Source organism: Acetobacter estunensis, assembly GCF_019083805.1.
GTDB lineage: Bacteria > Pseudomonadota > Alphaproteobacteria > Acetobacterales > Acetobacteraceae > Acetobacter > Acetobacter estunensis_A.
The window spans coordinates 117,123-139,768 of sequence record NZ_JAHRDV010000004.1 but is presented as its reverse complement, the minus strand read 5'-3'; the positions used below and the strand labels follow the sequence as shown (position 1 = coordinate 139,768).

Annotated in this window: 24 protein-coding genes; 17 read left to right on the top strand and 7 right to left on the bottom strand. The window is 61.2% G+C overall.

Features of this window, described 5'->3' with window-relative positions; genetic code table 11:
* Nucleotides 1–176 precede the first annotated feature (176 nt).
* Together KUA11_RS06915 and KUA11_RS06910 are read left to right on the top strand one after the other, a co-directional pair.
* Nucleotides 177–476, top strand: coding sequence for a YidB family protein (locus tag KUA11_RS06915; protein WP_217409735.1), 300 nt, complete (start codon nucleotides 177–179; stop codon nucleotides 474–476).
* A gap of 12 nt (nucleotides 477–488) precedes the next feature.
* Nucleotides 489–1,001: a hypothetical protein gene (locus KUA11_RS06910; RefSeq protein ID WP_217409606.1), complete on the top strand. Its 513-nt coding sequence runs from the start codon at nucleotides 489–491 to the stop codon at nucleotides 999–1,001.
* An 18-nt stretch (nucleotides 1,002–1,019) separates the two neighbouring features.
* Here KUA11_RS06910 and KUA11_RS06905 read toward each other — a convergent pair whose 3' ends face one another.
* The 7 genes from KUA11_RS06905 to KUA11_RS06875 all read right to left on the bottom strand — a co-directional run bounded on the left by KUA11_RS06905 (nucleotide 1,020) and on the right by KUA11_RS06875 (nucleotide 5,456).
* Complete coding sequence (locus KUA11_RS06905; protein WP_217409605.1) at nucleotides 1,020–1,961, bottom strand: bifunctional riboflavin kinase/FAD synthetase; 942 nt, start codon at nucleotides 1,959–1,961, stop codon at nucleotides 1,020–1,022.
* Nucleotides 1,958–2,674, bottom strand: a complete 717-nt coding sequence (mtnC, locus tag KUA11_RS06900; protein WP_217409604.1) for an acireductone synthase — start codon at nucleotides 2,672–2,674, stop codon at nucleotides 1,958–1,960. The genes KUA11_RS06905 and mtnC overlap by 4 nt, the downstream gene beginning before the upstream one ends.
* A complete protein-coding gene (locus KUA11_RS06895) occupies nucleotides 2,671–3,216 on the bottom strand; it encodes a 1,2-dihydroxy-3-keto-5-methylthiopentene dioxygenase (RefSeq protein ID WP_217409603.1) in 546 nt (181 codons plus the stop codon). Before KUA11_RS06895 ends, mtnC begins: the two co-directional genes overlap by 4 nt.
* Complete coding sequence (locus KUA11_RS06890) at nucleotides 3,213–3,881, bottom strand: methylthioribulose 1-phosphate dehydratase (protein WP_217409602.1); 669 nt, start codon at nucleotides 3,879–3,881, stop codon at nucleotides 3,213–3,215. The genes KUA11_RS06895 and KUA11_RS06890 overlap by 4 nt, the downstream gene beginning before the upstream one ends.
* Before the next feature lie 29 nt (nucleotides 3,882–3,910).
* Nucleotides 3,911–4,171, bottom strand: a complete 261-nt coding sequence (locus KUA11_RS06885) for a twin-arginine translocase TatA/TatE family subunit (RefSeq protein ID WP_217409601.1) — start codon at nucleotides 4,169–4,171, stop codon at nucleotides 3,911–3,913.
* Between the two features lie 169 nt (nucleotides 4,172–4,340).
* Complete coding sequence (locus KUA11_RS06880; protein WP_217409600.1) at nucleotides 4,341–4,823, bottom strand: CHAP domain-containing protein; 483 nt, start codon at nucleotides 4,821–4,823, stop codon at nucleotides 4,341–4,343.
* 6 nt (nucleotides 4,824–4,829) lie between these two features.
* Complete coding sequence (locus KUA11_RS06875) at nucleotides 4,830–5,456, bottom strand: regulatory protein RecX (protein WP_217409599.1); 627 nt, start codon at nucleotides 5,454–5,456, stop codon at nucleotides 4,830–4,832.
* Nucleotides 5,457–5,658: 202 nt separating this feature from the next.
* Between KUA11_RS06875 and rplK the strand changes: the two genes are divergently transcribed.
* The 15 genes from rplK to rpsS all read left to right on the top strand — a co-directional run bounded on the left by rplK (nucleotide 5,659) and on the right by rpsS (nucleotide 22,645).
* On the top strand, nucleotides 5,659–6,093 hold the full coding sequence (gene rplK, locus KUA11_RS06870) for a 50S ribosomal protein L11 (protein ID WP_166313143.1): 435 nt from the start codon (nucleotides 5,659–5,661) through the stop codon (nucleotides 6,091–6,093).
* Nucleotides 6,094–6,097: 4 nt separating this feature from the next.
* Nucleotides 6,098–6,790 carry a 50S ribosomal protein L1 gene (rplA, locus tag KUA11_RS06865; protein ID WP_217409598.1) on the top strand — a complete coding sequence of 231 codons (693 nt, stop codon included), beginning with the start codon at nucleotides 6,098–6,100 and terminating at the stop codon, nucleotides 6,788–6,790.
* Nucleotides 6,791–7,073: 283 nt separating this feature from the next.
* Entirely contained in the window at nucleotides 7,074–7,598 is a 525-nt protein-coding gene (rplJ, locus tag KUA11_RS06860; RefSeq protein ID WP_166313145.1) for a 50S ribosomal protein L10, read from the top strand.
* A 108-nt stretch (nucleotides 7,599–7,706) separates the two neighbouring features.
* On the top strand, nucleotides 7,707–8,084 hold the full coding sequence (gene rplL / locus KUA11_RS06855; protein WP_166313146.1) for a 50S ribosomal protein L7/L12: 378 nt from the start codon (nucleotides 7,707–7,709) through the stop codon (nucleotides 8,082–8,084).
* Nucleotides 8,085–8,346: 262 nt separating this feature from the next.
* Complete coding sequence (gene rpoB / locus KUA11_RS06850) at nucleotides 8,347–12,519, top strand: DNA-directed RNA polymerase subunit beta (RefSeq protein WP_217409597.1); 4,173 nt, start codon at nucleotides 8,347–8,349, stop codon at nucleotides 12,517–12,519.
* Between the two features lie 135 nt (nucleotides 12,520–12,654).
* On the top strand, nucleotides 12,655–16,836 hold the full coding sequence (gene rpoC, locus KUA11_RS06845; protein ID WP_217409596.1) for a DNA-directed RNA polymerase subunit beta': 4,182 nt from the start codon (nucleotides 12,655–12,657) through the stop codon (nucleotides 16,834–16,836).
* A gap of 430 nt (nucleotides 16,837–17,266) precedes the next feature.
* Nucleotides 17,267–17,638 (top strand): 30S ribosomal protein S12, encoded by a 372-nt coding sequence (gene rpsL, locus KUA11_RS06840; protein WP_003621118.1) that lies wholly within the window; start codon nucleotides 17,267–17,269, stop codon nucleotides 17,636–17,638.
* Nucleotides 17,639–17,650: 12 nt separating this feature from the next.
* The gene (gene rpsG, locus KUA11_RS06835; RefSeq protein WP_217409595.1) at nucleotides 17,651–18,130 is read left to right on the top strand and encodes a 30S ribosomal protein S7; all 480 of its coding nucleotides are present in this window, start codon (nucleotides 17,651–17,653) and stop codon (nucleotides 18,128–18,130) included.
* A gap of 99 nt (nucleotides 18,131–18,229) precedes the next feature.
* Nucleotides 18,230–19,420, top strand: coding sequence for an elongation factor Tu (gene tuf / locus KUA11_RS06830; RefSeq protein ID WP_166313150.1), 1,191 nt, complete (start codon nucleotides 18,230–18,232; stop codon nucleotides 19,418–19,420).
* A gap of 132 nt (nucleotides 19,421–19,552) precedes the next feature.
* Entirely contained in the window at nucleotides 19,553–19,861 is a 309-nt protein-coding gene (gene rpsJ, locus KUA11_RS06825) for a 30S ribosomal protein S10 (protein WP_007282720.1), read from the top strand.
* A gap of 10 nt (nucleotides 19,862–19,871) precedes the next feature.
* Nucleotides 19,872–20,555 carry a 50S ribosomal protein L3 gene (gene rplC, locus KUA11_RS06820; protein ID WP_166313151.1) on the top strand — a complete coding sequence of 228 codons (684 nt, stop codon included), beginning with the start codon at nucleotides 19,872–19,874 and terminating at the stop codon, nucleotides 20,553–20,555.
* A 5-nt stretch (nucleotides 20,556–20,560) separates the two neighbouring features.
* Nucleotides 20,561–21,175 carry a 50S ribosomal protein L4 gene (gene rplD, locus KUA11_RS06815; RefSeq protein ID WP_217409594.1) on the top strand — a complete coding sequence of 205 codons (615 nt, stop codon included), beginning with the start codon at nucleotides 20,561–20,563 and terminating at the stop codon, nucleotides 21,173–21,175.
* Nucleotides 21,172–21,507, top strand: coding sequence for a 50S ribosomal protein L23 (locus KUA11_RS06810; protein WP_166313153.1), 336 nt, complete (start codon nucleotides 21,172–21,174; stop codon nucleotides 21,505–21,507). The genes rplD and KUA11_RS06810 overlap by 4 nt, the downstream gene beginning before the upstream one ends.
* 16 nt (nucleotides 21,508–21,523) lie before the next feature.
* On the top strand, nucleotides 21,524–22,354 hold the full coding sequence (gene rplB / locus KUA11_RS06805) for a 50S ribosomal protein L2 (RefSeq protein WP_166313154.1): 831 nt from the start codon (nucleotides 21,524–21,526) through the stop codon (nucleotides 22,352–22,354).
* A 12-nt stretch (nucleotides 22,355–22,366) separates the two neighbouring features.
* Nucleotides 22,367–22,645 carry a 30S ribosomal protein S19 gene (rpsS, locus tag KUA11_RS06800; RefSeq protein WP_025860199.1) on the top strand — a complete coding sequence of 93 codons (279 nt, stop codon included), beginning with the start codon at nucleotides 22,367–22,369 and terminating at the stop codon, nucleotides 22,643–22,645.
* The last annotated feature ends 1 nt before the right edge of the window (nucleotide 22,646 follow it).

Below are 22,646 nucleotides of genomic sequence, written 5' to 3'. Positions count from 1 at the left end.
CCGAAGCCCGACAGTTCCAAGTGTCAGCGTATCGCGTGTGCGGCCTGTCGCCAATCCCTTGCGGATGCGCTACGAACACGGTGGAACCGCCCGCATGACGGGTATGGGCTCAGGGAATGTGAGGGAGGACGGCAGTGGGACTTTTCACCGATATCGTGGACCGTGTGGGCAACGCGATGGGTATGGATCTACACGCGAAGCTGAACGATCAGCTTCAGTCGTTGCTTCAGCCGGCCACCATTCAGGCACTGGTGGCCAAGGCCGATGATGCCGGACTGGGTGACAAGGTCCGCTCCTGGGTCGGTAACGGCGAAAATCTGCCCATCACACCCGATGAACTGCGTCAGGTGCTTGGCAATTCCGAGGTGCAGGCGCTGGTCGCAAAAACGGGTCTCCCCGCCGATTCGCTTCTGCCCGCACTCGCGCATTTCCTTCCGGGCGCCGTTGACAGCAAGACGCCGCAAGGCGAGGCCTGAGCGGAGCGCGGCATGACGGCGGGCGAGGGAATATCGAAGGTCGATCTGTGGATTCTCGATCGGGTCTTTCAACCTCTCGCTGACCGTCTGCCCGAACGCCTGCCCGCGTTCGAGCTGGGCATGAGTCTGCTGTTCGGTTCGCTCATGCTGTCAGCGGCCGCGACCGTGGCGATGGTCGTCTTCTTTCACATGGGCATGATGGACGTCCTGTTCGACGGCCTCATCTGGTTCATGTGGGTGTCGTTCTATATCGGCGTGAATCGACTGCGCGCGCTTATCCGCCCGGGATTCGTGAATCCGCTGCGGACCATGTTTCTCGGTCTGCGTCCGATCTCGCTGGTGTTTCTGGCCTATGTCGCGTGGCAGGGAACGGGTGTGCCGGGGCTATATGCGCTGGCGCCGTGGTTCAACACGCTGGCCAATTTCACGTTCGTGCTCGGGGTCTATCTGGTTTCGTGCAACACCAATCCGCCCGAACGCAAGGCAACGGTCTGGCAGAAGGACTTCGCGGGCGCGCCGGACTGACGCGGACCCGCTACAGCCTCAGACCGAGAGTTCCGCTTCCAGCAGCATGCGGGCTTCCTGCGCGTCGCGGGCGATCTGCTCCTTCAACGCGTCCAGCCCATCAAACTTGCGCTCGGGGCGGAGAAGAGCGTGCAGGGCGACAGAGAGGGTGGTGCCGTAGAGATCGCCCTCGAAATCGAACAGATTGACCTCCAGCCGGCTTTCCTGCCCGTCATTGATGGTCGGGCGTCGTCCGATATTGGCGACCCCGAACCGCGCACGCCCATTCGGCAATCGGGCGGTTACGGCATAAACGCCGCGTGCGGGTTCGAGGTGCCGTCCAAGGGGGATATTGGCGGTGGGGAAACCCAGAAGCCGCCCGCGCTTGTCCCCATGATGCACCTCACCACGAATGGACCACGGCCGCCCGAGTTCCTGCGCGGCCCGTTCCGGATAGCCATCCTGCAGCAGGCGGCGGATGCGGGTGGAGGAATAGGGGCCATTGGCGTCGGTCAGGGCGGGAACCTGCGTAAAGCCCATACCCAGTTCGGTGGCGCGTTCGGCCAGAAAGTCCGTGTTGCCGCCGCGTCTGTAGCCGAAGGCGAAATCGTGCCCACAGGCGACGTGACGCAGTCCGAGCGCATCATGCAAAACGTCGGAGACGAAGCGCTCGGCGGGCATCTTGGAGAAGGCCTCGTCAAAGCGGATCTGGAACACGTGTTTCACACCCAGCGCGGCCAGAGCGGCAAAACGCTCCTCACTCAGCGTCAGGCGGAAGGGTGGGTCCTGGGGGCGGAAAAGCTCGCGTGGATGCGGCTCGAACGTGACGACGGCCAGCGGCTCGTCCGGTCGCGCCATGTGGAGTGTATGGACCAGATGGGCATGGCCCAGATGGACCCCGTCGAAATTGCCAAGGGCCGCGACCGCGCCCCGCGCCTCCTCGGGGATGGCGCGCCAGTCGGTGTGAAGATGCGCCCTCATGTCCGGGAGGCCGGGTCCGGCAAATGAAAGAGTCGCGCCACGTCATCGAGGGAATGGGCGACGGGATGACGGTCTCCCGCGACGGTGCCGTCTTCGGGGCGCACCATCTGGCAGGTGCGCAGCCCGGCCTCGCGGGCAGCATCGAGTTCCGCCACTACGTCGGAGACGAACAGGACGTCTGTGGCCTGCCATCCTTCATGGGTGAGGATGGCGCGGTAGCTGGCGCTTTCCTTCTTGCCGCCCATTTCCAGATCGAGAAAGGCATCGAACAGGGGGGTGAGATCGCCATCGGTGGTGTGGCCGTAGATCAGCCGCTGCGCCGGGGCTGAGCCGGAGGAATAGACAGCCAGTGTCAGGCCCGCGTCTTTCCACGTTCGCAACGCGGCCGGAACATCAGCAAATAGCGTCGCCACGAGTTCGCCGGAAGCATAACCTTCGGCCCAGGCGAGACCTTGCAGAGCTTTGAGTGGGGCCACCTTGGCATCCGCATCCATCCAGGCCGTCAGTTGCTCCATCGGGTCACGTCCGGGAGCGGCGGCGCGGATCTCCTCAAGCGCCTGTGCGACGACCGGGTTGTCGGCCTGTGTGCGGATCAGGTCCGGCAACGTGCGACGGGCGTAAGGGAACAGCACCTTGTGGACGAAGGCCACGGGCAGAGTGGTGCCCTCGATGTCGAGAAGGACAACCGAAGGAGAAGAAGGCTGTATGCTCATGCGATCACGGCGGGAAAGCGGAGGGCGATGTCGTCGCCTGTATAATCCGCAATCCATCCGTCCTTGTGAGTGAAGATGCGCAGCGCCACGACATCGGGCGTCTCGCCCGCGTCGAACCAGTGCGGCGTGCCAGTGGGCACGGAGATGAGATCGCCCTGCGTGCAGCCGATGTCGTACACCCGCCCGTCCACATGCAGCACGAAATGGCCGCTGCCATGCACGAAGAACCGCACCTCGTCCTCGGAATGTATGTGCTCGGAGAGGAACTTCTCGCGCAGGGCGTCGCGGTTTGGGGTGTTCACATCGATGCGGACCACATCCGCCGAGCCTGCCCCGGTTTCACCCATCAGCCGGTCCAGCCATGGAGTGTAGCATGCCAGCACCGTTTCTGAATCTGCGTCGCGCGACGGTGGTGCCACATCGGTCCATCGCTCGAAGCGCACGTTGAGGGGGGCGAGTTCGGCGGCGATGACGACGGGATCGTGTGTGTTGACGACGGGTTCGCCGGGCTTTGTGTCGTTGAAGATGAGAAGGCTGCTCATGATGCGCCTCCTTTGAGTTTGCATCGTTCCAGTTCGCAGGCGAGCAGGAACTCCAGCCCTTCCAGACGGGCAAGAGCCGTGTCCATGTCCGGTCCCCAGACATACACGCCGTGGCCACGGATGATGTAGCCCGCCTTCATGTCGGCCAGATGTGGCTCCACCTCACGCGCAAGACGGGCGATGTCTTGATCGTTGGCAAAGAGCGGCACGGGCAAGCGCGTGTCGTGTGTGGTCTGCCCCTCGAACACCTTCAGTACCTCGTAATCGGCGAGATGCAGCGAGGATTCGCGCGTGAGCATCGACAGTACGGTGCTGGCGACCGAATGACCGTGCAGAACAGCGCCGATGCCGGGAAAGCGGCGATAGATCTGGCAATGCAGCAGCGTCTCGGCGCTTGGCCGGTCGCCCTCATGCAGAGCGCGCCCTTCTGGGTCCACCTCGATCACACCCTGCGGCGTGAGGAAGCCTTTGTGGCCACCCGAGCGTGTGACGGCGAGCCGCCCGTCCGCGAGACGAACGCTCAGGTTGCCGGCTGTGGCCGGAACCCATCCGCGCTGATCCATGCGCTGTCCGGCACGGATGATCTGCGCGACCGCTTCATTCCATGCGGCATCCTGAGGGCCGGTGCCGGCTGTCCGGTCGGCCGCTATGGCAACGGAGGCCATGTCACGGAGTCCTTACGACAACAGGGTATTTAGTGTGTGCTGCTGGAAACCGGCTTCGAGTCGCGCTGCTCGGTCGTGAAGCTGGCCGATCCCGGCTGCGGTGCGCCGATACGGTCGTCGGGCTTCGTTGCGCCGTGTTCCATGGACTCGTCATCCTCGAGATTTCTCTTGAAGGATTTGATGCCCTTGGCGAAATCGCCCATCAGCGTGCTGATCTTGCCGCTGCCGCCGAACACGATCAGCACAACGGCCAGAACGATCAGCCAGTGCCAGATACTGAAACTACCCATTGCCTCGACTCCTCGCGCTGTCCGTCACGCGGTGCGGAACGCGGACGGGTGCGGCGGTCATTACGGATTGACTGTCAATGGCGGGCAAAACCGCCAGAGAGGCGGGATTCACACGCTCTCTTATTGCATCATTACACGTCTGGCGCACCGAAAGCCAATGACTCCCGATTCACGAGATCCAACCGTTGGGCGGCATGGGGAGAATGAAGCCATAGGTGGGATAGACGCTGCGCCCCATCGTGCCGGTGGGAGACCACCACACACGCACGCGCGTCCAGTCATTGCGCGGCGACACATCTACAATAGGCACGGCGTGATCCACCCGCCCGGGATTCCAGTTCGCCTGATCCACCAGAATGGCCCGGGCATTGCGGACCTCCCGCACGACGGACACATGCCCGTCAGGCAAGCGGGAGGTGGAGCGGAACACCAGCACCGATCCGAGGCGTGGCTGGGGTGAGCGGGCGTAGTGCCCCTGCGCCTGCGTCCACCATGAGGCCGCGGATCCTCGCAGGGCGACGGCGGAATGTTCGCGAGCCCATGGCGCGCATTGGAGGCTGCCATGCCAGCTTCGTCCTGTGCCGCCACCACCGCATGCCGTGAGAGCAAGGAGGGAGAGTAGGCAAGCGAGGGAGGAGAGGCGTCCGGGCATGTGACTTCAGAGAGCTGTTTTCAGGGCAATGATGCGGTCTTCCGCTTCTTCCCGGTCCATGGAAAGGGCGGTTCGGACTGTGTCATGAGAGAAACCGGCGCGGGCAAAGATTCCGGCGATGCGCGCCATATCTTCCGGGCGGGGCGCGTCGCCGGAAAAAGGGCCTACGCGGCGTTTGCGGGCAAGAACGAGGGCTGCGCCGAGTTCCGTCTCGCGCGCCTGCTCGTCATCGCCCAGAGTTGTGCTGACGGCCTGTTCGATCGACTCGGGTGCGAGGCCCTTGGTGGCGAGACGCGCCTGCACGGCCCTACGGGACAGGCCGCTGCGTGCAAGACGCGCCGTGCGGGCTTTTGCGAAGGCTGCGTCATCGACGGCCCCGAGACGCACCATTTCGGCGGCAATGGTGGCGGCGAGTGGAAGACGGTCCCGAACGGCGGCTTCCACTTCAGCAACGTCCTGCCCGTCATCCGCGGCGCGGCGTCCCCAGCGCGTAATCCGGCGTTCGAGCACCTGAGCAAGACCCCGCTCGGTGCTGGCAAAGCGCGCCACATGCGCGAGGGCGGCGGCGCGAAGGGATGCGGCATCGGGGGGCGGCCCGACAGGGCGGGACGTGCGGGATGGGGAGCGGGACATGGCGGCTGGCAGAGTAACATGAAACGGCGGTTTCGTGTCATGTCCCAAGGCCGTAGGGGAGGGGCGAACGCTTGACTCTGTGCGAATCCCGGCGTATGGGCCGCCCTCTTACGGAACGCGGGAGAGTCGTCCGTGCGTCTTCGGGCGTGGGGTCGGTTTCGTCAGAACCGCGGTCCGGGTGCAACATCAAGGAGTCCCGGATATGGCCAAAAAGATTGTTGGCTACATCAAGCTGCAGATTCCCGCGGGTAAGGCGAATCCGTCTCCGCCGGTCGGTCCCGCTCTCGGTCAGCGCGGCCTGAACATCATGGAATTTTGCAAGGCGTTCAACGCGAAGACGCAGGGCCTTGAGCCCGGCATGCCGATCCCGGTGGTTATCACCGCCTATGCGGATCGCACGTTCAGCTTCATCACGAAGACGCCGCCGAACACCTACTTCCTGCTCAAGGCCGCCAAGATTTCCAAGGGCAGCCAGACGGTCGGCAAGGCTGCCGCTGTCGGCAAGGTGACGATGTCCCAGCTGCGCGAGATCGCCCAGCAGAAGACGCCGGACATGAACGCCAACGATATCGACGGCGCCGTGCGCATGCTGATCGGTTCCGCCCGCTCGATGGGCCTGCAGGTTGTGGAGGGCTGAGATCATGGCAAAGAACAAGCGTCTGACCGCCGCTCGCGCCTCTGTGGACAGCACGAAGGCCTATGGTCTCGATGAGGCCATCAATCTTGTGAAGACCAATGCCAAGGCAAAGTTCGACGAGACCGTCGAGATTGCCCTGAACCTCGGCATCGATCCGCGTCACGCTGACCAGATGGTCCGTGGTCTGCTGTCCCTGCCCAACGGCACGGGCAAGACCCTGCGCGTTGGCGTGTTTGCCCGTGGTCCGAAGGCTGAGGAAGCCAAGGCTGCCGGTGCCGACGTGATTGGCGCGGAAGACCTGATGGAGAAGGTGCAGGCAGGCGAGATCGACTTCGATCGCTGCATTGCCACGCCGGACATGATGGGTCTTGTCGGTCGTCTGGGTAAGGTGCTTGGTCCGCGTGGCCTGATGCCGAACCCGAAGCTCGGCACCGTGACGATGGACGTCAAGGGTGCGGTGCAGGCCGCGAAGTCCGGTCAGGTCGAATACCGTGCCGAGAAGGCCGGTATCATCCATGCTGGTATCGGCAAGGCCTCTTTCGGTGCCGACAAGCTGGCCGAGAACATCCGCGCGTTCGTTGACGCCGTGCAGAAGGCCCGTCCCACGGGAGCCAAGGGCACGTACCTCAAGAAGGTCGCCTTGTCCTCCACGATGGGTCCGGGTGTGCGCGTGGACGTGGCAGCCTTCGGCGGCTGAGAAACGATACCGGGCGGCTGAAAGGTCGTCCGGCTTCCAGGGGTTGTGCGCATGCGTGCGGCTCCGATCCTGTCCAAGACCGGGCGTGGCTTTTGCCTCAATGTCGGTTCCGGGTAACCGGAGCGGGCGCGACCGGGAGACGAGGGTGCTGGTTGTGCGGGTTCAGGCTCGTGGGCCATGCGTTCGTGACAAGGACAGGCGAACCGGATCGTCGGCTTTTGTCGGTGGTCCTTGGGTAACCGGCTCATCCGCTTCGGTGGATGGGTCATGATGGAGACGGGATGTGAACCGTACGGAGAAGCGCGAATTCGTCGCCTCCCTCGCGTCCGTGTTCGCCGAGACGTCCCTGGTTGTCGTCACCCGCAATGACGGGTTGACGGTTGCCGAGGTGACCGATCTGCGACGCAAGGTGCGTGCGGCGGGAGCGACATACAAAGTCGCGAAGAACCGGCTGGCCACTCTCGCCCTGCATGGCACCCAGTTCGACGGCATCGCGCCGCTGCTGAAGGGTCCGACCGCGCTTGCGTGGTCGGCTGACCCTGTTGCTGCGGCCAAGGTGGTCGTCGAGTTCGCCAAGACCAATGAAAAGCTGGTGCTGCTTGGTGGCTCCCTTGGTTCCCAGACGCTTGACGTCAATGGGGTCAAGGCGCTTGCCGAGCTGCCGTCGCTCGACGAACTCCGTGCGAAGCTGGTGGGGCTCATCTCCACCCCGGCTACGCGCATCGCGGGTGTTCTTCAGGCGCCGGCCGGCCAGCTGGCCCGGGTCTTTGGTGCTTATGCCAGCAAGGGCGAGGCGGACGCAGCCTGACACGTTCCCTGGTGCGGCGGAACGTCGTCCGGGGAGAGAAAATGCGCATGACCCGTGTGTTTCGGGTTGTGCAACCACAGCCGATATCTATATTGGGAAGACCATATCATGGCCGATCTGAACAAACTTGTTGACGAGCTGTCCGCTCTGACCGTCCTCGAGGCTGCTGAGCTGTCGAAGCTTCTCGAAGAGAAGTGGGGCGTTTCCGCTGCTGCTCCTGTGGCGGTTGCTGCGGCTCCGGGCGCTGCTGGTGGTGCGGCTCCGGCTGAAGAGAAGACCGAATTCGACGTGATCCTTGCCGCTGCCGGCGACAAGAAGATCAACGTGATTAAGGAAATCCGTGCGATCACGGGTCTGGGTCTGAAGGAAGCCAAGGATCTGGTCGAGGGTGCGCCCAAGACCGTCAAGGAAGGCGCCAGCAAGGACGAGGCCGAGAAGATCAAGAAGACTCTCGAAGACAACGGCGCAAAAGTCGAAATTAAATAAGTTTGCCGTTCTTTCCGGCGAGTTCCTCGAGCTTGCCGGTTTTCGATCTGGTTGTCAGGCGGAGGCTGTCTTTGGTCTCCGCCTGTTCGTCTGTGGTATATTTCCCTACAAGGAAGCTGCAGGCAGGTGCGGACAGATGGCGTGAGACGTCAGGATGTTCGTGGCGTGATGCATTCGGGCCGGACCGCCCGGCCACCTTTTCCCGGTGTGGGAGCTTGGGGTGGCCGGGTGGTCCGACGGCAGGGACGGGGCAGGATTAAAGATGAACGCAATCACCAAATCGTTCACGGGACGCAAGAGAATCCGCAAGAGTTTTGGACGGATTCCCGAGGTTGCGCCCATGCCCAACCTCATCGATGTGCAGAGAGCTTCTTATGAAGCGTTCCTGCAGGCCAACGTGGCGCCCGATGCGCGCACGCAGACGGGCCTTCAGGAAGTTTTTCGCTCCGTGTTCCCGATCAATGATTTCGCGGGACGTGGGCGTCTTGAGTTCGTGCAGTATGAATTCGAGGATCCGAAATACGATGTGGAAGAGTGCATCCAGCGTGGCCTGACCTATGCGGCGCCGCTCAAGGTGATTCTGCGCCTCATCGTCTGGGACGTTGATGAGGACACGGGTTCACGCTCGATCCGCGACATCAAGGAGCAGCCTGTCTACATGGGTGACATGCCCCTGATGACGGACAACGGCACCTTCATCATCAATGGCACCGAGCGCGTCATCGTCAGTCAGATGCACCGTTCGCCGGGTGTGTTCTTCGATCACGACAAGGGCAAGACGCACTCTTCGGGCAAGTATCTCTTCTCGGCGCGCGTGATTCCCTATCGCGGTTCGTGGCTCGATTTCGAGTTCGACGCGAAGGATCTGATCTACGTCCGTATCGACCGCAAGCGTAAGCTGCCCGCCACCACGCTGCTCTACGCTCTTGAGGGCATGCACTCCGAGGTGGCCCGCAAACAGAAGGCGGAAGAGGGCGGTGATGTCGAGTCGATGGAAATTCGCGGCATGGATGCCGACGAAATCCTCGGTTATTTCTACAACACGGTCATCTTCACCAAGACCGCCAAGGGATGGGCGCGTCCCTTCAACCCGGATGATTTCCGTGGCTTGAAGCTGCTGTCCGATCTGGTGGATGCCGACAGTGGCGAAGTCGTGGCCCCGGCCGATACGAAACTGACCGCTCGTCTCGTGCGCAAGATCGCCGAGAACACGAAGGAAGTGCTGGTCGGCGATATCGATCTTCTGGGTCGCTTCATTGCTCATGACATCGTCAACCCGAACACGGGCGAGATTTACGGCGAAGCCGGTGAGGAACTGACCGAAGCGCGTCTGGCTGAGCTTGAGGCTGCGGGCATCACCGAGCTGCCGATGCTGGCCGTGGATCAGTCCAATGGTCCGTGGATTCGCAATACGCTGACAGTGGACAAGAACAGCAGCCGAGACGAGGCGCTGATCGACATCTACCGCGTCATGCGTCCGGGTGAGCCGCCGACGGCCGAGACGGCTGAGGCGATGTTCCGCAGCCTGTTCTTTGACCCCGACCGTTACGACCTCTCGGCCGTTGGTCGCGTGAAGATGAACATGCGTCTTGGCCTTGACTGCCCGGACACGGTTCGCGTCCTGCGCAAGGAAGACATCCTGCGCACGATGAAGGTTATGTGCGACCTCAAGGATGGCCGTGGCCAGATCGACGACATCGACAATCTCGGCAACCGTCGCGTCCGCTCCGTGGGCGAACTGATGGAAAACCAGTATCGTGTCGGTCTGCTTCGCATGGAGCGTGCCATTCGCGAGCGTATGGGCTCCGTCGATATCGACACGGTCATGCCGCATGACCTTATCAACGCGAAGCCTGCGGCGGCTGCCGTGCGTGAGTTCTTCGGCTCATCCCAGCTTTCGCAGTTCATGGATCAGACGAATCCGCTATCGGAAGTTACGCATAAGCGTCGTCTTTCGGCGCTTGGCCCGGGCGGTTTGACGCGTGAGCGCGCGGGCTTCGAAGTCCGTGACGTTCATCCGACGCATTACGGTCGTATCTGCCCGATTGAGACGCCGGAAGGCCCGAACATCGGTCTGATCAACTCACTGGCGACCTACGCCAAGGTGAACAAGTACGGCTTCATCGAGACGCCGTATCGCCTCGTGAAGGACGGCAAGTTCCAGGACGGCTGGAAATATCTTTCCGCCATGGAGGAAGAGCGTCTGGTTGTGGCGCAGGCCGATGCGAAGCAAAGCGCCGATGGCACACTGACTGGTGAACTGGTGTCCGTGCGCCGTAACGGTGACTTCCGTCAGGTGCCTCCCACGGAAGTGACGGCGTGCGACGTTTCGCCCAAGCAGCTTGTGTCAGTCGCTGCGGCACTCATTCCGTTCCTTGAGAACGATGACGCCAACCGCGCACTCATGGGTTCGAACATGCAGCGTCAGGCTGTGCCGCTGGTGCGCTCGGATGCGCCGCTGGTGGGCACGGGCATGGAAGCGGCAGTGGCTCATGACTCGGGTGCGACCATTGTCGCGCGTCGCAACGGTGTCGTGGATCAGATCGATGGTGCGCGTATCGTGGTGCGCGCCACAGATGAAAGCGGTGCGACACAGGGTGTCGATACTTATCGTCTGCGCAAATACTCCCGTTCCAACCAGTCCACCTGCATCAACCAGCGGCCTCTGGTGCGCGTGGGGGATCGCGTGGCGGCGGGTGACATCATTGCCGATGGTCCGTCTACGGAACTGGGCGAGTTGGCTCTGGGTCGTAACGTGCTCGTCGCGTTCATGCCGTGGAATGGTTACAACTTCGAGGATTCTATCCTCATTTCCGAGCGCATTGCGCGTGATGACGTCTTCACCTCGATCCATATCGAGGAATTCGAAGTCATGGCCCGCGACACGAAGCTGGGTCAGGAAGAAATCACCCGCGACATTCCCAATGTCGGTGAGGAAGCCCTGCGCAACCTCGACGAAGCGGGCATTGTCTATGTCGGCGCCGAAGTGAATCCGGGCGATATTCTGATCGGCAAGGTCACGCCGAAGGGTGAAAGCCCGATGACGCCGGAAGAAAAGCTTCTGCGCGCCATTTTCGGTGAGAAAGCGTCCGACGTGCGTGACACCTCGCTGCGTCTGCCACCCGGCACGACTGGCACGATCGTTGACGTGCGCGTCTTCTCACGCCGTGGCGTGGACAAGGATGAGCGCGCCATGGCGATCGAACGCGCCGAGATCGAGCGTCTGGCCAAGGACCGTGACGATGAACGCGCCATTCAGGAGCGCTCGTTCTACAACCGTCTGCGTGAGCGCCTGCTCGGTCAGACGGCCGGTACGGGCTTCAAGGGTCTCAAATCCGGCACGCCGATCACGGAAGAAGTGCTGACCGAGGTTCCGCGTGGCGCGTGGCGCAACATTACGGTGTCGTCCGACGCCGTGACGGCCGAACTGGAGACGCTTCGTCGTGAATTCGATGCCGCTGTGCAGAAGATTCAGGCCCGTTTCGACAGCAAGGTCGAGAAGCTCCAGCGTGGTGATGAACTGCCGCCGGGCGTGATGAAGATGGTCAAGGTCTTCGTTGCCGTGAAGCGTAAGCTTCAGCCGGGCGACAAGATGGCCGGTCGTCATGGTAACAAGGGTGTCGTCTCGCGGGTGGTGCCGGTGGAAGACATGCCGTTCCTTGAGGATGGCACGTCGGTCGATCTGGTGCTGAACCCGCTGGGTGTGCCGTCACGTATGAACGTGGGGCAGATTCTCGAAACGCATCTGGGCTGGGCATGCGCCAATATCGGTCGTCGTATCGGCGGTCTGGTGGACGAGTATCAGCGCGATGGCGAGAAGAAGCAGGCGCTTCTGAATGAACTGAAGGATGTGTACGGCGATAAGGTCTTCGAGGCCGACATCGCCAACATGTCCCATGACGAACTCGTTGAGTTGGCGAATAACCTGCGCAAGGGCGTGCCCATCGCAACGCCGGTGTTCGACGGTGCGTCGATCCCCGATATCGAGAATATGCTTGAGAAGGCGGGTGTGGATCGCTCCGGTCAGTCCCAGCTTATCGATGGTCGCACGGGTGAGCCGTTCGAGCGCAAGACGACGGTCGGTTACATCTATATGCTCAAGCTGCATCACCTTGTCGATGACAAGATCCATGCGCGTTCGATCGGTCCGTACTCGCTGGTCACACAGCAGCCGCTGGGTGGTAAGGCGCAGTTCGGTGGTCAGCGCTTTGGTGAGATGGAAGTCTGGGCACTTGAGGCGTATGGCGCGGCCTATACGTTGCAGGAAATGCTGACGGTGAAGTCCGATGACGTGTCTGGCCGTACCAAGGTTTATGAATCCATCGTCCGCGAGCAGGACGATTTCGAAGCGGGTATTCCCGAGAGCTTCAACGTTCTGATCAAGGAACTGAAGTCGCTGGGTCTCAATGTCGATCTGGAAAACGGCAGTGAGTGAGAATCCCGTCTGTTTTGTCGGGGAAGGGCGCTTCCCCGACGCCGACCTGATGTCAATGAAACGGAGTGCCGGGCAGAATGACCGGCGCCGCGCGGAAAGCGGCCGCGTGATCCCCGTCCTGGAGGTTTTCGGCGCATGAATGAACTCATGAAAATCCTTGGCCAGACCGGTCAGGCGGCGACCTTCGACCAGATCAAGATCCAGCTTGCGTCGAGCGAGCAGATCCGGTCGTGGTCGTTTGGCGAGATCAAGAAGCCCGAGACGATCAACTATCGTACGTTCAAACCTGAGCGCGATGGTCTGTTCTGTGCCCGTATCTTTGGGCCGATCAAGGATTACGAGTGCCTGTGCGGCAAGTACAAGCGGATGAAGTTCCGCGGTATTGTCTGCGAGAAGTGCGGCGTCGAGGTGACGCTGGCAAAGGTGCGTCGCGAGCGGATGGGGCACATCCAGCTCGCAAGCCCGGTCGCGCATATCTGGTTCCTCAAGTCACTTCCCAGCCGCATCGGCCTGATGGTCGATATGACATTGAAGGATCTGGAGAAGATCCTTTATTTCGAGAGCTATGTCGTTCTTGAGCCGGGCACGTCACCGCTCAAGCAGTTCAGTCTGCTGACGGAAGATCAGTATCTCGACGTGCTCGACGAGCATGCGGAAGATGGCATTGAGATCGGCATTGGTGCCGAGGCCATCAAGAAGGTGCTGGAGCGCATCGACTGCGATGCCGAGAAGGTGGTTCTCCGTCAGGAACTGAAGGAGACGACGTCTGAGGCCAAGCGCAAGAAACTCGTCAAGCGCCTGAAGCTGATTGAGGCGTTTTCCGAGAGCGGCTGTAAGCCCGAGTGGATGATTCTCGACATCGTTCCGGTCATTCCGCCGGAACTGCGTCCGCTGGTGCCGCTCGATGGCGGCCGCTTTGCGACATCCGATCTGAACGACCTGTATCGTCGCGTCATCAACCGTAATAACCGTCTCAAGCGGCTCATGGAGCTTCGCGCGCCGGACATCATCGTCCGTAACGAGAAGCGCATGCTGCAGGAGGCGGTGGACGCCCTGTTCGACAACGGTCGTCGCGGCCGTGCGATCACGGGGGCGAACAAGCGCCCGCTGAAGTCGCTGTCCGACATGCTCAAGGGCAAGCAAGGTCGGTTCCGTCAGAACCTGCTCGGCAAGCGCGTGGACTACTCGGGTCGTTCGGTCATCGTGGTCGGTCCCGAGCTGAAGCTGCACCAATGCGGCCTGCCGAAGAAGATGGCGCTGGAACTGTTCAAGCCGTTCATCTATTCGAAGCTTGAGAAATACGGTCACGCCACCACCATCAAGGCCGCAAAGCGGATGGTGGAAAAGGAGCGTCCGGAAGTCTGGGATATCCTCGAAGAGGTGATCCGCGAGCATCCGGTCATGCTCAACCGCGCGCCGACGCTTCACCGTCTGGGCATACAGGCGTTCGAGCCGATCCTTGTCGAGGGCAAGGCGATTCAGCTTCATCCGCTGGTCTGCACCGCTTTCAACGCAGACTTCGACGGTGACCAGATGGCCGTTCACGTGCCGCTGTCGCTCGAAGCGCAGCTTGAAGCGCGGGTGCTGATGATGTCCACCAACAACATCCTCAGCCCCGCCAACGGCAAGCCGATCATCGTGCCGTCGCAGGATATCGTTCTCGGGTTGTACTATCTCAGCCTTGAGACGCCCGAGTTCGGAGCTACTCCGGATCGCAATGAGTACGACGACAAGACCGGCGAGTTGACGAAGAAGGGCGCTCCGGCGTTCGGTTCGATCGATGAGGTCGAATACGCCATCGCGGCTGGTGGATTGAAGCTGCACGACAAGATCCGGATGCGTCTGGACACGATCGCAGCGGACGGCACGGCCGCACGTGAGACATTCATCACGACGGCGGGCCGTGTGCTGATCGCACAGATTCTGCCTAAGAGCAGCGCCATTCCGTTCTCGCTGATCAACAAGCAGCTAACGAAGAAGAACGTGTCGGATGTGATCGACGCGGTCTATCGTCACTGCGGTCAGAAGGAAGCGGTGATCTTCTGTGACCGGATGATGGGGCTCGGTTTCCGTCATGCGGCCAAGGCGGGCATCTCCTTCGGCAAGGATGACATGATCATCCCCAAGGAGAAGAAGGAACTGGTTGAGCACACGACCACCGAGGTCAAGGAGTTCGAGCAGCAGTATCAGGATGGTCTGATCACGGCGGGCGAGCGCTACAACAAGGTGGTCGATGCCTGGTCGCGTTGCACGGACGAAGTGCAGGCCGCGATGACCAAGGAACTGTCGAAGGCCGAGATTGGCAAGCCCATCAACTCCGTGTGGATGATGAGCCATTCCGGTGCCCGTGGGTCGCCGGCACAGATGAAGCAGCTTGCCGGTATGCGTGGTCTGATGGCCAAGCCGTCGGGTGAGATCATCGAGCAGCCCATCATCGCCAACTTTAAAGAAGGCCTGTCGGTTCTCGATTACTTCACCTCCACCCACGGTGCCCGTAAGGGTCTCGCGGACACCGCGCTGAAGACGGCCAACTCGGGTTATCTGACCCGTCGTCTGGTCGATGTGGCGCAGGACTGCATCATCGTGGAAGAGGATTGCGGAACCGAGCGTGGCCTGACGGTTCGTGCCGTCATGGATGGTGGCGAAGTCATCGCCGCTCTGTCCGAACGGATCCTTGGTCGTACGCTGGCAACGGACGTGCTGCATCCGGCAACGGGTGAACTGCTGTTCCCGCGCAATCAGCTGATCGAGGAAGCCGAGGCTGAAATCATCGAGAAGGCGGGCGTGGAGAGTGTTCTCATCCGCTCCGTGCTGACCTGTGACAGCCGCGTCGGTGTCTGTGGTCACTGCTATGGCCGTGATCTTGCTCGCGGCACGCCGGTGAATATCGGTGAGGCTGTGGGTGTTATCGCCGCGCAGTCCATTGGTGAGCCAGGCACACAGCTGACCATGCGTACCTTCCATATCGGTGGTGCGGCGCAGCGTGGTGCCGAGCAGTCGATGGTCGAAGCGTCACGTGACGGCAAGATCACGATCCGCAACCGCAACGTGGTCCAGAACAGCCAGAACGTTCCGATCGTGATGTCGCGTAACTGCGAAATCCTGCTGACGGACGAGAATGGCGTGGAGCGCGCGAAATATCGTGTGCCTTACGGTGCGCGCCTGTTGGTCGAGGATGGTCAGGCTGTCGAGCGTAACCAGAAGATGGCCGAGTGGGATCCGTACACCCTGCCGATCATCACCGAGAAGGCGGGCACGGTGGAATATCTCGACCTCATCGACTCCATCACGCTTGTGGAGCGGATGGATGAGGTGACGGGTCTGACCTCCAAGGTGGTTGTTGACTACAAGCAGGCCGCCAAGGGTGTGGACCTGCGTCCGCGTCTGCAGCTCAAGGACTCCAACGGGAACGTCATCAAGCTCGATAACGGCAATGACGCGCGTTACTTCCTCTCCCCCGATTCACTGCTGTCGGTCGAGAACGGTGCACAGGTTCATGCGGGTGACGTGCTGGCGCGTATCCCGCGTGAAGGGTCTAAGACACGCGACATTACCGGTGGTCTGCCGCGTGTGGCGGAACTCTTCGAGGCACGGCGTCCGAAAGATCATGCGATCATCGCGGAGAACGACGGTCGCGTTGAATTCGGCAAGGATTACAAGTCGAAGCGCCGTGTCATCGTAAAGAACGACGAAACGGGCGAAGAGACCGAATATCTGGTGCCGAAGGGCAAGCACGTGTCCGTGCAGGAAGGCGATTTCGTCCAGAAGGGCGATCCGCTGGTGGACGGTCCGCGCGTGCCGCATGACATTCTGAAGGTCATGGGGGTTGAGGCGCTGTCCGATTACCTCGTGAACGAGATTCAGGACGTCTATCGACTGCAGGGCGTGAAGATCAACGACAAGCACATTGAGGTGATCGTTCGCCAGATGCTGCAGAAGGTCGAGATCCTCGAACCGGGTGACACGACCTACCTTGTGGGCGAGACGGTGGATCGCATCGAGTTCGAGACGGAGAACACTAAGCGTCTCAACGCTGGCGACCGTCCGGCCGTGGCCATGCCTGTGCTTCAGGGCATCACGAAGGCCTCTCTGCAGACACAGTCCTTCATCTCGGCCGCGTCCTTCCAGGAGACCACGCGTGTCCTCACCGAGGCGGCGACAGCCGGCAAGGTCGATACGCTCAACGGTCTCAAGGAGAACGTCATTGTGGGTCGTCTGATTCCGGCAGGAACGGGCAGTGTGATGAACAGACTGCGCGCTGTGGCCGCCCGTCAGGACCGTCAGCGTCTGGCGCGAAGCAGCGAACCGGCGGAGTAATCTTTCGGATCGTCAGAATAAAGGAGCCGGTCCTTCGGGATCGGCTTTTTTTATGGGTTTTCCGCGAATCCTCTGGTCATCGAGGCGATTGCGCGTTAAGAGCGGCTCAATTCGTTGCGTCGCGGCGCCGCAGAGTTCCAAGCGGGTGCCTGTCCGGAATACATGACGTGGAAATCCCTGTGGCGAATCGGTTGGGTCGCTTGACTCCGCCGCTTCTCGCTCGTAGTTTCCGCGCCCTCGGTTACCCCCATTCCGGACGGCCGTTCAGCGGTCCCGAAAGCAGCAGGGTAAACATGCGGTTTCCCTCAAGGTGCCGGATGTAAAGATAGCCTCTCTGGGTGCATGTGCGTCCGGGGAGTGGTTTTGGATGACAGTCGGCAACCGAAGTGAGGGTTCGCCGGCCGAACTGTGTAAGGATCGGGAAAGGCGCATGCCGACCATCAACCAGCTGATCGCCAAGGGGCGCGAGCCTGCGGCCAAGCGCAATAAGGTGCCGGCCCTTCAGGGCTGCCCGCAGAAGCGCGGCGTTTGCACACGCGTGTATACGACCACTCCGAAGAAGCCGAACTCGGCGCTGCGTAAGGTCGCCAAGGTGCGTCTGACGAACGGCTACGAGGTGGTGAGCTACATTCCGGGTGAGGGACATAACCTCCAGGAACATAGCGTCGTCCTGATTCGCGGCGGTCGCGTCAAGGATCTTCCTGGTGTTCGCTATCACATCCTGCGCGGCGTGCTCGACACGCAGGGTATCGCGAAGCGTCGCCAGCGTCGTTCGCTCTATGGCGCGAAGCGTCCGAAGTAAGGGAAAACAGGCATGAGTCGCCGTCACCGCGCTGTAAAGCGCGAGATCCTTCCGGATCCGAAGTTTGGAGATATCGTCATCACGCGTTTCATGAACGCCCTGATGTACGATGGCAAGAAATCGACTGCCGAGGGTATTGTCTACGGTGCTCTCGATGCGCTGCAGCGTCGCGGTGGCACGTCCGCAGCGGATCCTGTTGCGATGTTCCATGCAGCCCTCGACAACGTGAAGCCGGCGGTGGAAGTCCGTTCGCGGCGCGTTGGCGGTGCGACCTATCAGGTGCCCGTCGAGGTTCGTGCGGATCGTCGTCAGGCACTGGCAATCCGCTGGCTCATCGACGCTTCCCGTAAGCGCGGTGAGAACACGATGCGTGATCGGCTGTCGAACGAACTGCTCGATGCGATGAATAATCGCGGCGCGGCGGTGAAGAAGCGCGAAGACACACACCGGATGGCGGAAGCCAACAAGGCGTTCAGCCACTACCGCTGGTAAGCGACGCTGTTATGTAGATCGGCCCGCGCCGTTGCGTGCGGGCCGGACAAAAAGACCAACAACCGCATCCCGCATCAGTGTGGGTAACGGAGAGAGACGATGGCAAAGGCTAAATTTGAGCGGAACAAGCCGCACTGCAACATCGGCACCATCGGTCACGTTGACCATGGCAAGACGTCGCTGACCGCTGCGATCACCAAGACGCTGGCGAAGGCTGGTGGTGCGGAGTTCAAGGCGTACGACATGATCGACGCTGCACCGGAAGAGCGCGCTCGTGGCATCACCATCTCGACGGCGCACGTCGAGTACGAGACGGCGAAGCGTCACTACGCTCACGTCGACTGCCCGGGTCATGCCGACTACGTGAAGAACATGATCACGGGTGCTGCCCAGATGGACGGTGCGATTCTGGTTGTGTCCGCTGCTGATGGCCCGATGCCCCAGACTCGTGAGCACATCCTGCTTGCCCGTCAGGTTGGCGTTCCGGCTCTGGTCGTGTTCCTGAACAAGGTCGATCAGGTTGACGATCCGGAGCTGCTTGAGCTGGTTGAGATGGAAGTGCGTGAGCTTCTTTCTTCCTACCAGTTCCCGGGCGACGAGATCCCCATCATCAAGGGTTCGGCTCTCGTGACCCTTGAGGACGGTGATCCGGAAGTTGGCGAAAAGCGCGTCATGGATCTGATGGACGCGGTTGACAGCTACATCCCGCAGCCGGAGCGTCCGGTTGACCGTCCGTTCCTGATGCCGATCGAAGACGTGTTCTCGATCTCCGGCCGTGGCACGGTTGTGACGGGTCGCGTTGAGCGTGGCGTTGTCAACACGGGTGACGAAGTCGAAATCGTTGGTATCCGTCCGACGACTAAGACGACCGTGACCGGCGTTGAGATGTTTCGCAAGCTGCTTGATCGTGGTGAGGCGGGCGATAACATCGGCGCGCTGCTGCGTGGCACGAAGCGTGAAGACGTTGAGCGTGGTCAGGTTCTGGCCAAGCCGGGCTCCATCACGCCGCACAAGAAGTTCAAGGCTGAGGCTTACATCCTCACAAAGGAAGAGGGCGGCCGTCACACGCCGTTCTTCACGAACTATCGTCCGCAGTTCTACTTCCGCACGACGGATGTCACCGGTGTCGTTCACCTGCCGGAAGGCACGGAAATGGTCATGCCGGGCGATAACGTTGCCATGGATGTCGAGCTGATCGCTCCGATCGCCATGGACGAAGGTCTGCGCTTCGCTATTCGTGAAGGTGGCCGCACCGTCGGTGCCGGTGTCGTGGCGAAGATCACCGACTAATACGGGGCAGGTGCCCATCAGGGCCCTGAACTGGGTGGCCCCGGCTGGAGTGATCCAGCCGGGGTCTTACTTGGCGGCGGGACTTCCCGGGCAGACCCTGACCGGATCAGAAAGTTGGACTGAAACAGAACGATGGACAACCAGAACATCCGCATTCGCCTGAAGGCGTACGATCATCGCGTGCTCGACAACAGCACGAAGGAAATCGTCAACACGGCGAAGCGTACGGGTGCGCGGGTTCGGGGTCCTATCCCGCTGCCGACGCATATCGAACGGTTCACAGTGAACCGCTCACCCCACGTGGACAAGAAAAGCCGCGAGCAGTTCGAGATTCGGACTCATCGCCGGCTGCTCGACATTGTCGAGCCGACCCCGCAGACCGTGGACGCCCTCATGAAGCTCGACCTCGCCGCTGGCGTTGACGTCGAGATCAAACTCTAAGGTCCAGACGATGCGTACCGGATTGATCGCAAGGAAGCTGGGTATGACCCGGCTGTTCAAGGAAGATGGCACTCATGTGCCTGTCACTGTCCTGCATCTCGACGATGTGCAGGTGGTTGATGCCCGTTCCGAGGAACGTGATGGCTATACGGCTGTCCAGCTCGGTCTTGGCAAGGCCAAGGTGAAGAACGTCACGAAGCCGAACCGCGGACATTTCGCCCGCGTGAAGGTTGAGCCGAAGAAGGTGTTGCGCGAATTCCGCGTGGCGGCCGACGCTGTGCTCGAGCCTGGCACCCGCATTCTCGCTTCTCACTTCATCGTGGGGCAGAAGGTGGATGTGACCGGCACGAGCAAGGGCAAGGGCTTTGCCGGCGCGATGAAGCGCTGGAACTTCTCCGGTCTCGAAGCCACGCACGGCGTCTCCATCTCTCACCGTTCTCATGGTTCTACCGGCAACCGTCAGGATCCCGGCAAGACCTTCAAGAACAAGAAGATGGCCGGTCACCTCGGTGACGAGCGCGTGACGACACTGAATCTGGAAGTGGCAGCGGTCGATCCGGAAAAGAACCTGATCATGATTCGTGGTTCCATCCCGGGTGCGAAGAACGGACTGGTAATGGTCCGTGACGCAGTCAAGAAGGCCCGTCATGCAGAGGCGCCGTATCCGGCAGCCGTCGCGACGGCGGAGGGTTGAGGACCATGGAACTCGATATCAAGACCCTCGATAACGGTAGTGCTGGTCAGGCCACGCTTCCGGACGAGATTTTTGCGACGGAACCGCGTGCCGACATCATGGCGCGTGTGGTTCATTGGCAGCTTGCGAAGCGTCGTGCCGGCACCCACAAGGTGAAGGGCATGGCCGAAGTCTCTGGCACGACCAAGAAGCCCTATCGTCAGAAGGGTACGGGTTCGGCACGTCAGGGTTCGCTCCGTGCGCCGCAGTACCGCACCGGTGGTGTTGTGCATGGCCCGGTCGTTCGTGATCATGGCTATGACCTTCCCAAGAAGGTGCGTCGGCTGGGGCTCATTTCGGCTCTGTCGCAGAAGGCCAAAGAAGGCAAGCTGATCGTTCTCGATGCCGCCAATGGCGTGACGAAAACGGCCGAGCTCGCCACCAAGCTGAAGGCGCTGGGTTGGTCTTCCGCCCTGATCGTTGACGGTGTGGTGGATGAAGGGTTCGTTCGCGCGGCCCGCAACCTGCCCAAGATCGACGTGCTGCCGACGATCGGCGCAAACGTCTACGATATTCTGAACCACGACGTGCTTGCGATTACACGCGCTGGCGTCGAAGGACTGAAGGAGCGCCTGGCATGACGAATGTTCTTGCGATCCGCCGGAAGGCCGAGAAGCTTTCGCGTGAGGCGCTGTTCGACATCGTCCGCGCTCCGCTGATCACGGAAAAGGCGACGGCGCTGTCCGAGAAGAACCAGGTGGTCTTCAAGGTTGCGTCCACGGCTTCCAAACCGGAGATCAAGGTGGCTGTCGAGACGCTGTTCGGCGTCAAGGTGGTTGGCGTCAATACGCTGGTCCAGAAGGGCAAGACGAAGCGCTTCAAGGGTCGTCCCGGCCAGCGCTCCGACATCAAGAAGGCGTTCGTGCAGTTGGCAGAAGGTCAGTCAATCGACCTGACCGCGAAGCTGGCCTGACGCGGGGTACTGATACATGGCACTGAAGCACTTTAATCCCGTCACGCCGAGCCTTCGTGGCACGGTGCTGGTGGACCGGTCTGACCTTTGGAAGGGCAAGCCGGTCAAGCAGCTCACCGAAGGCAAGAACAAGAGTGGTGGTCGCAACAACCACGGCCGGACGACGTCGCGTTTCCGTGGCGGTGGACACAAGCAGTCCTACCGTTACGTGGATTTCAAGCGTCGCAAGCTGGATGTTGTCGGCACGATCGAGCGTCTGGAATACGACCCTAACCGCACGGCCTTCATCGCTCTGGTGAAGTACGAAGACGGCGAGCTGGCGTACATCCTTGCTCCTCAGCGTCTGAAAGCTGGCGATCAGGTCATCGCGGGTCATCGCGTGGACATCAAGCCGGGGAACGCGATGCCGCTGGCGTCCATTCCTGTGGGCACGATCATCCATAATATCGAGCTCAAGCAGGGCGCAGGTGGTAAGCTGGCACGCTCGGCTGGCACTTACGCTCAGCTGGTGGGTAAGGATTCGGGTTATGCCCAGATCCGCCTGCAGTCCGGTGAACTGCGCGTCGTGCGTGGTGAATGCTTCGCCACCGTTGGCGCAGTGTCCAACCCGGACAACATGAACCAGCACATGGGCAAGGCGGGTCGCAGCCGCTGGCTGGGTCGTCGTCCGCATAACCGCGGTGTCGTGATGAACCCGGTCGATCACCCGCATGGTGGTGGTGAGGGTCGCACGTCGGGCGGTCGTCATCCGGTTACGCCGTGGGGCAAGCCGACAAAGGGTTACAAGACCAGGGTCAACAAGCGTACGGACAGTCTGATTATCCGTCGCCGGAAGACCGGCAAGTAAGGGGCAAAAGAGATGGCACGTTCCGTCTGGAAAGGCCCGTTCGTGGACGGGTATCTGCTGAACAAGGCCGAAGCGTCACGCGCTTCGGGTCGCAACGAGGTGATCAAGATCTGGTCACGTCGTTCGACAATCCTTCCGCAGTTCGTTGGTCTCACGTTCGGTGTCTACAATGGGCAGAAATTCCTGCCCGTTCAGGTCACTGAGAACATGGTTGGCCATAAATTCGGCGAGTTCTCACCCACCCGCACCTTCCACGGGCACGGTGCGGACAAGAAGTCGAAGCGAGGCTGAG